The organism is Anabaena sp. CCY 9910 (genome assembly GCF_963920875.1).
Lineage (GTDB): Bacteria > Cyanobacteriota > Cyanobacteriia > Cyanobacteriales > Nostocaceae > Trichormus > Trichormus variabilis.
Map to the genome: position 1 here is coordinate 12,008 of NZ_CAWUDJ010000007.1, position 11,614 is coordinate 23,621.

Consider the following 11,614-nt stretch of genomic DNA (forward strand, 5'->3'; position numbering starts at 1 on the left):
AATCTATTACGTAAATTAACTTAAATAGAAAACAAAAAAACTACTAACTTATCATTAATATTTAATTACATATCGCCCTTGCCCTATTTCACGAAAAACTGGCGAAAATCCTCATCTTGGTTGCTCAATTGCACCCAATGTAGATTTAAAGACCGAAATTTTTCTACTAAGCGATCGCAAGCCGGACGTTCAGTGGCATAATGTCCAGCATCGATGAGAATTAAACCGCGATCGCGGCTTTCTTGAAACTGATGGAACTTGCAGTCAGAAGTCAGATAAGCTTCCGCACCCGTTTTGGCTACCGCCGAGATAAAACTCGCACCCGAACCACCCAACACAGCCACCCGTGAAATTATCTGCTGTAAATCCGCAGTGGGGGAAAAAATTAAATCAGGAGGAGCCAGGCGGGTTTGAATGACAGTTAATAACTCTTGTAAATTTAAGAACGGATCTAGCAAACCAACACGCCCATAACCTAGCCCCCCTTGGGTTGGGACGATGGGAGCAACATCCTTGAGTCCTAAAATCTGTGCTAAAACATCAGCCGTACCATCTTCTACTTGGTCAAAATTGGTGTGCGCGCTGTAGATACCGATATTTTTGGTAAAGGCTAACCTGGCCATATCGGCGATCGCTTCACCGCGACGGAGAGACTTGGGAGGGCTGAAAATCAAGGGATGATGGGCAAAAATCAGATTGGCTTGGAGTGCGATCGCTTCCTCCATTACCGCCAAAGTTGGTGTGAGGCAAACCAAAACCCTAGCCTCTTCATGCAGTATTCCAGGTTCAATTTGCCAGCCGCAATTATCCCAACTTTCACACCAAGCCGGATTCGCCCAAGATTCAAACCAAGTAATTAAATCCGCAATTTTCATCAGTGTCTCTGTGGTTGAATATTTAATTTTAATGCTAATTGCTCACGCATCTCTTCAAAAGGCTGATTCCAGACAGGAGAAGCATTCCAACTCCATGCTGGGACTGGAATCAATTTGTCTTGGGCAAGATGGGTAAATAATCGATATTCATCTTCTGGTTCACGGGAGAAAGTAAAAGGATTACGAAAACCTGTTGCACACAACTTATAAGATTGGGAACGACCTTGATGAATACGTTGCCGCAATTCTTCACTTTTATCTAACAAGTAGTCAAGGAAAATCAAACTAAAAGGCTCTATTGTTACGCGATTTTTTGGATCTTTTTGTACCCACCTTGCCCAATCAAATCCATATGTAAAATCATGGACATAGCGAAATCTAATTTCACTTTTGCCGCCAAATAGTTCTGTTAAAGATACCATCTTTTGTCCAAAAGTTTCTAGAAAATCAACAGCACCATCGTTTTCTAACAAAGCTAGTCTTAACATACTACTAACCATAAAATCAAAATCCCAGAAAATATTTCCTGGGAAATTCTTTAACTGAGCATAGACTATGATTTCTAACGTCTTAATTAAGGCATTAATTATTTGAGAATTTGTAGTTTCTTGCATAATTTTATGCCCCAATTCCACAAAGCTAGTTATCATTCTTTTTTGGGGATTCAAGGTTAATAAATCAACTGAAGCTTGGGTTAGTATTTCATCGAGTAATTGAAAATTATTAATCGGTGCTATGTGCTGCATCGTTATTAAACTAGCTTAAATGGCTAGAAATAAATATTATTTTATATCTGTAATTACATGATGTGAAAATATATTAAATAAATTTAACTTTTATATATATTGACAGATCCCTATAGCGTTTCTTAGTCTACTGAGGTGCAAATTTATCCGCGTACCCTGCGGTAAGACTTCATCAATATCTGTGTCCATCTGCGTTTAATTATTGTTATTTGTACTTCACTAGGGTAAGAAAGGCTATAAGTCTTAAGAGTAGTTGGGGATCTGATCAATTCCAGTTATTGCGAAATATGCACAACTAATTCTCTGACATGACTGCGCTGACGATGTTCCCAAATATATATTCCCTGCCAAGTTCCTAACACCAAATGACCACGATTTATCGGAATATTTTCAGAAGTGTGAGTCAAAGCCGTGCGGATATGTGCCGGCATATCATCAGCGCCTTCAGCATCATGAATATATTTCCCTGATTCTGGCACAAGTTTAGCCATATAATTAGCTAAATCCACAAGTACATCTGGGTCGGCATTTTCTTGAATCACTAAACTGGCAGAAGTGTGGCGTAAAAATAAAGTACAAAGTCCAGTTTCCACGCCAGATTCAGCAACTATAGATTCAATTTTGGCAGTAATGTTGTAGAATGATTTCCCGTTAGTAGAAACTCTAAGAAGTTTTTGGTAGTGAGTCATTTGTAATGATATTTTCGGTGTAGATAACAGCTAATACCAATTCTCTATGAAGTTGCACCAAATAAATGATGTAGAGACGTTGCATACAAAATCTCTACATTACAGAATAAAGTGCATCTATGGCTACGCCACGCAAGCTACATCAAGAAACAGTATTAGATGAATTGTAAATATTTTAAAATAGCTTGGGCGATCGCCACATTTCCATCCTTAGCAATTGGTTGAGTTTGCTTTGGTGGTTGCACTGGTTGATGGAGAAAATCCCAGTTACCTTGGAAAAATTCTTCTGGAGTTAAAATTTGATGGGAATTGTAATTGGCTATACCCTCCAATAACAAAGCAGCCTCCGCAAAATCATCGCGGGGAATGGTTACTAGGGGTGCATCTAGTAGAGTCGCTTCCGCAAATGTGCTAAAACCAGGCTTAGAAACAACACGCCCACAAATTGGCATAAAATCGACAGGGCGATATTGGCGGTCTTGAATTTTGATTAAATTAGGTAAATCAGGGGCAGAATTATCAAAAACGATAAACTTCCAATCGGGAAAATTCTTGAGGTTCTCGTAGGGAATTTGTTGTAAACCCAGACCACCGAAGGTAAGTAAGACAGTTTTATCTTTAGGTGCAATGATACCCCAAAGAGAACGGATTTCCTCAACAGAGTAACGGGGAGAACTACCAATTAAGCCCACATCTGTAATTTTGGGGAAAGCTTGTAAAGGTTCATGGAAGGGTAGACGAAATAACCTATCACATTGAGAATAACACTCACTAATCCAATCAGCGATCGCTACAAATTCCCCTCCCCAACTACGGTAGATAAAATCCCAGCCGAAATTACTCATCATCCAGCAAGGAATACCGGCGGCTTTAGCAAACAAAGGTGCGAGAAATGGAATATCAGCTAATATTAAATCCACACGATTTTGGCGGATAAAATTTACTTCGGAAGCAATCAGGGAATTTTGCTGCTTTTTAATTTCCAACAACTTCGCCAAAGTTGCATCCTTATCCATATTGAGGCTATCCGACTGCACCACACCCAAATCAAAAGCACGCTGACGATGGATAAAATCACCTTCTATATAGCACTCTAGTAACCACCGAGGCGCAGTAGTCACCATAATTAAGAGAACCTCTGGACACAACTTTTGAATTGTCGCCGCGACTGAGGCTGTGCGGGTAGCATGGCCGAAGCCGTGGTTTGTGATGGCTACGTATAAGATGGGGCGTTTCATAAAATTATAGTTAGTAGCATTGCTTATGGAAAAAATGGTTTGCTTCCGGCTTACCAGGGGTTGACCTGACCAATGCTCAAGGCTTAAATAGAATTGAATTTATACAGTACAACTAAAAATTAAACAATTACTGATAAAGTTTGGCACAAGTAAGAAACAGAGTTAAGAAAAATTTTATTACTCTGCTAGAAAGCTTGACTTATGAGGATTACAGCCGCCAATGTGTCGCAACTTCCTTGCAATGTCGCGGCTCGAAGCTGGGGGATCTGGGGCGGCTGGGGGAGAAAATTGCGATCGCAATTTTTTTAATATCGGAATTGTGGGGTTTTTCGACAGCTATCTTATTAAGATCACTCTGCTGTATGCAAAAGATGTTCAGCTATTTTCATTGCATTCTCACTCGGATCTAAACAGGTATCTAATTTTAAGTGCGTCCATTCATTCAAAGGAGCGAACATTTTTTTTATCCTTTCATGCTCTTCCCATGTACGTTCAGCGTATGTATCTTTATCGTCTCTTATACGATTTGCAATTCTATCTCTAGCCACTTCACTAGGACACTCACATAAAACAATAACTGGAATAGCTTTATACTTTGATGCGTGTTCTAGCAAATTCTTCCGAAGCCAATCAAAAGTTAAACAGGTATCAACAATCACACTAAGTTCTAAAGAGAGTTGTCGCTTTAATATTTGAAATAATATGTCGTATGCTAAACGTCCTTGCTCAGACCTATCTAATACTGATATGTGCTTAATCTCATCTAAAATATCGTCCTTGTCAATTAAAGGAATTTTCAAAATTTGAGCTAATTCTCTGGCAATAAGACTTTTTCCTACTCCAGGCAAGCCTGCCATCATCACAACAAACTGATTTTGTATATTACTCTTTTGAATCTTATAATTTATCGCCATTTATCTGAAATCCTAACTAAACCCATGTCAACACAAGTGAAATTACCGTTACAAACTGAAACTTACTTTGAGTGGAACGAAGCATGGCTCAGAGATTTGGTATAAGTTTTGTACTCTCAACTGCTGCGATTTTATCTTTAAGAGTGGTGAATCTGGGCTGGCATTTAATAATGATTCGCAGGGTAATGAAGCGGCACAAGTTGCACGGTCGTACTTGTAGCAATAGACTTATTATGAGTCAGTTTTATACACACTACGGTTAAATAAATAGTTAAAATTCTTTGGTGTCAACAGTGGAATCACATTACGAAGAGCAACTTATTCATATCATTCGGGCTACGCCTTGGTTTATGGCGGTGCTTTCTACTGTACGTGAATTGGCGTTGCCTTCATGGTGTATTGGGGCTGGTGTCATTAGAAACCTAGTTTGGGATGCTCTACACGGTGTAAGCAAAGCGTCTTATCTATCAGATGTGGATGTGGCCTACTTCGATCCCTCAGATATCAGCATGGAGCGCGATAAAAAGCTACAGCTACTACTATCTCACCAGCTACCTGACATTCCGTGGGAGGTAACTAATCAAGCTGGCGTTCACATCTGGTTTGAAAGTGTTTTCGGTTATGCTGTTACTCCCTTATCCTCGCTGGAAGAAGCTATCGCTACATGGCCAGAATATACTACTGCGGTAGGTGTAACTCTTGAAGCTGACGATAACATTCGCGTAATTGCACCTTTCGGACTCAACGACCTTTTTGGCATGATAGTGAGACGAAACCCCACACGAGTTAGTGTTGAAACCTACCGAAAGCGCATTGAGCAAAAGCAGTATGTAGCTCGTTGGCCGATGGTAACTGTGATTTCGTGCTAGCAGTAATTTTCTAACGCTAAGTTCCAGCAGTTCAACGTGATGCCGCATCCGTTTAAGAAAAAAGTAAAAAACGTGATTATTTTATTGGTTCAATACAACTATTGATAAAGCTTTTGAGAAGTACGACCGCCAAAGGTGATTGCGCTGTCGAAGGCGATCGCCTATCAAGAAGCGACTGCCCAATAGAGATGCGTAGTCGCACTTGTCGTAAACCTTGAAAAATCGAAGTTTTCTCTCCAGCTAGTAAGAAACACAGTGGAATGGTTTCTTACTGTCCACTTTCTTGACCAATAACTAATGACTAGAGTGAAAACCTAGCTACAGCTTCAACTAATTGGTCTATTTCTGATTCCAGTGTTAAATAATGAACAGTTACGCGAATACAACTTGGGTCGGCAATTGTTCTGGTTAATATCTTTTGGGAATCGAGAAATTGCACTAGCTTGAGGGATGGGGTTTGGTGGAGTTGGAAAGAAACAATACCCGTTTCCGGTGGTGTATCACGTAAACATTTGACATCAGGTATCGCCGCCAAACTGCGCCAGAGGTATTCACTATTGTGGCAAATTTGCGCGTAACGTTCCTGTGGTGTTCCCCATCGCTGATGAGTGGCGATCGCTTCCTTTAACCCCAGATATAATGGATAAGCTAGGGTAGATACTTCATACCTGCGCCCATCTGGCTTCCAGCTTACAGGTTGGGCTTGGTTATCCACAATAATTCCATACAAACCGATGAATGTCGGGTTGAGGCTGTCTCTGACCTCTGGTCGCACATACAAACCCCCCACCCCCTCAGGGCCGCATAACCATTTGTGACCAGTGAAAGCATAAAAATCTACCCCCAACTCAGTTAAGTTCAGAGGTAACGCGCCAACAGACTGGGCAGCATCGACTAATAGTAAAGAGTTATTATTTCTACATACCTCAACAATTTTATCCAAAGGTAGCACCTGTCCAGTATTCCAGAAGACATGACTGAGGGCTACCAAGCGAGTATTTTTGCGTAAATTCTGGGCGATAATTGTTGTCGGATCACCTGCATTTAAGGTAGCTTTGAGGGGACAAGTAGTAACTTCCACCCCAAATCGCCGACTAATTTCTTGGGTAGCAGCAATTACCCCTGGGTGTTCACAGTCCGATAATAAAATATGGTCGCCGGCTTGCCAAGGGATGCCCCAAAGAGCGATATTACAGCCAACAGTCACATTATCTGTAAAAGTAATCGTATCAGAAGAGGTGTTTAATTCCGAGGCGATCGCTTCCCTCACAGCTTGAGTTTGTCTGGTTATCCAATTACCAGCCTCAGTCCCAAAAGGGCCGATTTGTTGGATATAAGCTAAAGATTGGGTAATAACATCCATCGCCCCTTGAGGCATCGGCCCCTGTCCACCATAGTTAAAATAGGTCTTATTAGCTAAAGCAGGGAACTGTTCCCGATGGCTGTGCAACCTAGTCTGTAAAGTAGAAATAGAAGTCATAGACAAATTAGAATTCAAAATAGTTATTAGTCCATAGTCTATAGTCAATAGTCCCCAACTCCCAATCCCCAATCCCCAATCCCCAGTCCCCAATCCCCAGTCCCCAATCCCCAATCCCCAAATGAATGCTAATTAATGCTGAACACCTGCTGCAATACCAACGCTGTAAACGCCGTCCTATTTTAGATATTCACGCTGATAGAAGCCAAAGAGATGCACCTAGTGAATTGTTGCTGAAATTACAACAAGATAAATATGCTCATCAACAAAGTATCTTGGCTAAATTTGTATATCATCAGCCAGAATATCCGAAAAGGAATTGGGAAGCAGGACAAGCAGCTACCATAGAATTGATGCAGCGTGGAGTTGAGTATATTTATCAGGGAGTATTGTTAGCTAATTACAACCAGTTAATAGATACAGATGATACAAAATATACCTGCTTGAGTCGTCCCAATTTATTAATCAAACAGCCAGGACAGTCCAGATTTGGTGATTGGGTATATGAACCAGTGGATATAGAACTGGGTAAGCGTCCCAAACAAGAATATCAAGTAGTTACAGCCTTCCACGCCCAAATTTTGGCAAAAGTACAGGAAGTCCAGCCCCAGAACGCTTGGTTGATGTTGCGGGGTAAAGAGACACCGTATCCAGTAGACTTATTTAAATGGATACCCCAGATGCAGGGGATTTTACGAGAATTTATTCAAGACTTAGAGTCAGAGACTGCACCAGAGGTATTTATTGCCCGTCAAAAGTGTAATCTTTGTCTTTGGTACAGTCAATGTTATGCGATCGCACAATCCGAGCAACACCTCTCCCTGTTACCCGGCGTGACACCCATCCGTTACACCCAACTGCAAACCCTCGACATTACAAGCTTAGAATCTCTCGCCCAGACCAGCCCAACAATATTAGAAAATCTCGTGGGTTTTGATTCGCAAGTTGCAGCCAAGTTAGTAGTACAAGCCCAATCAGTTCTAGAAAGACAACCACTGATTCTACCATTCCCACCACCCAAAGGAAATCTGATAGTCAACTCGCCTGTAGAAATATACTTTGATATTGAAGCGCAGCCAGATTTAAATTTAGATTATCTTTTAGGGGTTCTGGTAATTAACAAACAAACCAACACCGAACAATTTTATTCCTTCGTCGCTGAAAAACCATCAGAAGAAGAATTAATTTGGCGACAGTTTCTAGACTTAGTGTGGCAATATCCCGAAGCCCCAATTTATCATTTTTGTGTGTACGAATTAGATACAGTTAAACGCCTAGCCAAGCTATATCGTACACCACACACCTCAGTAAACCCAGTATTATATAGATTTGTCGATATTTATGAACACCTCACCCAAAGCGTGGCTTTACCTATAGAGAGTTATGCTTTAAAAGCGATCGCGCGCTGGATGGGTTTTGAGTGGCGTGATAAAGAAGCCACTGGTGCCAAGTGTATATACTGGTATGATCAATGGTTAGAAACAGGCGATCGCACCTTACTAGAAATCATCATCCGCTATAACGAAGACGACTGTCGCGCCACCCGCAAAGTTAAAGACTGGCTCGTCAAATTTGTGCAAGATAAGTATCATTTACGACGTGTGTGTTGAAAGTTGGTCTTAGTGGTAAAAATAATCAACCACTAAGAGAAAAAGACCAAGCAAGAAAATATGCAAATAATTAGAAAAAACTTAAATTGGCGCACCTTGATTTTCTTTACTATTGGAATTTTAACTACCAGCTTATTCTTTACCAATTTACTTACAGATGCTGTAGAAATCAGTAATATAGAATTTATTGGGCAAGCTACTTTACCAAAAAGACTATCCTTTCAAAATACTCCATTAGGTGGGCTATCAGGTATCACTTATGATTCTAGTAATGACCTTTATTACGCTATTTCTGATGATAGGGGACAAAAAGCACCTGCACGTTTCTACACCTTCAAAATAGATTTAAGTCAAGGTAAACTACAAGATAGTAGCGTTGTTCCCGTAGGTGTTACCACTCTATTAAATGAAAATGGTCAACCCTTTGTCCCTGGGGAAACAGATACAGAAGGAATTGCAGTTACTCAAGCAGAAACAGTATTCATTTCTTCTGAAGGCGATGTGGATAATTTAACCAATCCTTTTATCAAAGAATTTCCTTTATCATCAGGTAAAGCAATTAGCAGCCTACCCATTCCTAAGAAGTTTTTACCTGACAAAAGTCGAAAACAAGGTATTCGTAATAATTTAGCCTTTGAAAGTTTAACAATTACACCTAATAATAAATACTTATTTACAGCTACGGAAAATGCTTTAATTCAAGATGGAGAAGCAGCACAACCTAACGTCGGTAGCCCTTGCAGAATTTTGCAATATAACTTACAAAATAATCAACCAGAAAAAGAATTCCTCTACCAAACAGAACCCGTATCAGCTTTTTTTAATTTAACAGGTAAATTTGCCAGTGGATTACCCGATTTAATAGCCTTGGATAATCATGGACACCTTGTAAGTATAGAACGTTCCTTTGCTGGTTTAGGATTTGGTGTTTCTTTATTTCAAGTCTCCCTTGCAGGTGCTGATAACATCCAAAATCTAAATAGCTTGCTAACAATAAACTCCAAAAATATCAAGCCAGTTGAGAAAAAATTGCTCTTAGATTTAAGAACCTTAGATGTAGCACTAGATAACATAGAAGGCTTAACCATTGGGCCTTGGCTACCTAATGGACAAAAAGCGCTAATTCTCATTAGTGATAATAATTTCAATTCCATACAACGCAACCAAATCCTCGCCTTTCAACTCAAAATAGAATCACCTTTTCTCAGGTTATTCCGGCGAATAGTACAAAATTTTAAACTTTAAATTTCCATAAAAGACTACACCACGAACCCAGAAAAACTTTTTATTGTCAAATTCTGACCCTAATATTAGCCGTTGTCAGTAAATTTACCGTTGATTCTTGAGAAGTTCATTCATACAAATCAGGGATTAAGTGAATTTCCTCATTTCTTTTGCTGAGTTATTATGTAACATAATATTTAGGAAATTTTCTATAAAATTTTGCAAAATTTTCAATACACAAAAACTAATTTTTAGCGGATACAGGTACATCAATAAAATCTGAAAATTCCCCTAAGTTAAAATTAAGTTTTCATTCAATAAAGCAGTTACTAGATAACCTCAAATTACCAGTTATGGTAAACCCAAAAACAGAACCGGATGTTTATATTGGAAAATTCTTAAATAATCGTTATCTAATCATAGATTTAATTGGCAAAGGGGGAATGGGGCGAGTTTATTTAGCAGAAGATGCAGCTAAAGGCGGAAAGAAAGTTGCATTGAAAATTCTCATGTTGAACTTAGTGAATCAGCACATATCTCAACGTTTTGCCAGAGAAATTTTTATTGGCGCACAATTGGGACGTAAAAGTAAAAATATTGTGCGTGTTTTAAGTTACGGCGTGACTGATGAAAAAACTCCTTTTTATGTAATGGAGTATCTCCAAGGAAAAAATTTAAAACAGATATTAAAGCTTAAGCCGTTAACAATAGAAAAATTTTTAGATATTTGTTATCAAATTTGCGTAGGTCTGAAATGCGCGCACCAAGGCATTATTCTCAAAGGTGAAATATACCCAATTGTACATAGGGATATCAAACCAGAAAATATATTTATTACAGAAAATAATAAGCAAAATGAAAATGTAAAAATTCTTGACTTTGGCATTGCTAAGTTTTTAACAGAACGCAGTGGGATGACACTCACTGATTCATTTATTGGTAGTTTACCTTATTGCTCGCCAGAACACATGGAAGGACGTAAACTACTGGATGTACGTTCTGATATTTATAGCTTAGGGGTGCTAATGTTTGAAATGCTAACAGCTAAACATCCATTTCAAACACAAAGTAATTCTTTTGGTAATTGGTATCAAGCCCACAGATTTCAAGCGCCACCTACACTTGTGGAAGTAAATGACCAGTTGAAAATACCAGAAGAATTGCAAGATTTAGTCATGTGTTGTTTAGCAAAAGAAGTAGGCGATCGCCCGCAAAATATTGAGGAAATAATCCAAGTATTAGAATTAGTTAAGCAGCAACATACGAGTAGTAACTCTATTAGTAATGATATTTGGGAAACTCTACCCACAGTTCAATTAGTACCTGTAACTTCTATTACTGAAAAAGAATGTTTACAGAAAACTTGGCCAAAAAATAAACCAGTAGACCTGATTGGCTTTCCCCATCTTCTCCATACAACTCAAGGACTAATACCAACCTTTTGGGCAATGTTGCCGAAGCAGGAAATAGCACAGTTCTTATCTAAGAATAATAGCATTAAATTTATTAATAAAATGAATGTTTATCCCATGATATTATGGGTAACCTTACTATATGATGTTCAGCTATCTTTAATTAGATGGCTATCTTATTTTATTGATTTGCAAGAAAATAGAGGACAAAAAATAGTTAAAGCTTTAGCAGAAACAGGATATTATCATCTCTTATTTTTTGCCATAGAAGAACCAACTAATTGCGCTCAAGTTGTCACCCTCATTCTCACCGCTCAACAACGTCAACAACTGACAGATTGGTTAACATTTAAACAAAATATCAAATCTAATGAATTAGTTCCTGCGGAACAAGCGAGAAAAATATTGAAAACAGAATATGAAAAAATAAAGCTGGAAATATTGGAGAGTTTAGCGGTCAATAAACCACAAGAACAAATGGAAATTAAGAGTTGGCTGACCAAACTAATAGATAAAGTCTTACAAATTTTTAAATATCAGTCATAAAACCAACACTT

11 protein-coding genes are annotated in these 11,614 nt (G+C 38.9%); 4 read left to right on the forward strand and 7 right to left on the reverse strand.

What is annotated here, in order from left to right; translation table 11 throughout:
• Positions 1-83 precede the first annotated feature (83 nt).
• The 5 genes from ACM5QX_RS07925 to ACM5QX_RS07945 all read right to left on the reverse strand — a co-directional run bounded on the left by ACM5QX_RS07925 (position 84) and on the right by ACM5QX_RS07945 (position 4,462).
• Positions 84-875 (reverse strand): Nif3-like dinuclear metal center hexameric protein, encoded by a 792-nt coding sequence (locus tag ACM5QX_RS07925; RefSeq protein ID WP_011321534.1) that lies wholly within the window; start codon positions 873-875, stop codon positions 84-86.
• Positions 875-1,621: a hypothetical protein gene (locus ACM5QX_RS07930; protein WP_414752483.1), complete on the reverse strand. Its 747-nt coding sequence runs from the start codon at positions 1,619-1,621 to the stop codon at positions 875-877. Before ACM5QX_RS07930 ends, ACM5QX_RS07925 begins: the two co-directional genes overlap by 1 nt.
• Before the next feature lie 275 nt (positions 1,622-1,896).
• A complete protein-coding gene (locus tag ACM5QX_RS07935) occupies positions 1,897-2,310 on the reverse strand; it encodes a secondary thiamine-phosphate synthase enzyme YjbQ (RefSeq protein WP_011321532.1) in 414 nt (137 codons plus the stop codon).
• A 155-nt stretch (positions 2,311-2,465) separates the two neighbouring features.
• Positions 2,466-3,548 (reverse strand): glycosyl transferase, encoded by a 1,083-nt coding sequence (locus ACM5QX_RS07940; protein WP_414752482.1) that lies wholly within the window; start codon positions 3,546-3,548, stop codon positions 2,466-2,468.
• Positions 3,549-3,898: 350 nt separating this feature from the next.
• A complete protein-coding gene (locus tag ACM5QX_RS07945) occupies positions 3,899-4,462 on the reverse strand; it encodes an AAA family ATPase (protein WP_414752481.1) in 564 nt (187 codons plus the stop codon).
• A 293-nt stretch (positions 4,463-4,755) separates the two neighbouring features.
• Here ACM5QX_RS07945 and ACM5QX_RS07950 point away from each other — a divergent pair, with 293 nt between their 5' ends.
• Positions 4,756-5,331, forward strand: a complete 576-nt coding sequence (locus ACM5QX_RS07950) for a nucleotidyltransferase family protein (RefSeq protein ID WP_414752480.1) — start codon at positions 4,756-4,758, stop codon at positions 5,329-5,331.
• A 76-nt stretch (positions 5,332-5,407) separates the two neighbouring features.
• On the opposite strand, the gene ACM5QX_RS07955 is transcribed toward ACM5QX_RS07950, so the two are convergent.
• Positions 5,408-5,533, reverse strand: coding sequence for a hypothetical protein (locus ACM5QX_RS07955; RefSeq protein ID WP_414752479.1), 126 nt, complete (start codon positions 5,531-5,533; stop codon positions 5,408-5,410).
• A 99-nt stretch (positions 5,534-5,632) separates the two neighbouring features.
• Positions 5,633-6,811 (reverse strand): aminotransferase class V-fold PLP-dependent enzyme, encoded by a 1,179-nt coding sequence (locus ACM5QX_RS07960; RefSeq protein ID WP_414752478.1) that lies wholly within the window; start codon positions 6,809-6,811, stop codon positions 5,633-5,635.
• A gap of 125 nt (positions 6,812-6,936) precedes the next feature.
• Here ACM5QX_RS07960 and ACM5QX_RS07965 point away from each other — a divergent pair, with 125 nt between their 5' ends.
• The 3 genes from ACM5QX_RS07965 to ACM5QX_RS07975 all read left to right on the forward strand — a co-directional run bounded on the left by ACM5QX_RS07965 (position 6,937) and on the right by ACM5QX_RS07975 (position 11,603).
• On the forward strand, positions 6,937-8,421 hold the full coding sequence (locus tag ACM5QX_RS07965) for a TM0106 family RecB-like putative nuclease (protein WP_414752477.1): 1,485 nt from the start codon (positions 6,937-6,939) through the stop codon (positions 8,419-8,421).
• Between the two features lie 60 nt (positions 8,422-8,481).
• Positions 8,482-9,666, forward strand: coding sequence for an esterase-like activity of phytase family protein (locus tag ACM5QX_RS07970; protein ID WP_414752476.1), 1,185 nt, complete (start codon positions 8,482-8,484; stop codon positions 9,664-9,666).
• Positions 9,667-9,998: 332 nt separating this feature from the next.
• Positions 9,999-11,603, forward strand: coding sequence for a serine/threonine protein kinase (locus ACM5QX_RS07975; protein WP_414752475.1), 1,605 nt, complete (start codon positions 9,999-10,001; stop codon positions 11,601-11,603).
• Positions 11,604-11,614 lie beyond the last annotated feature (11 nt).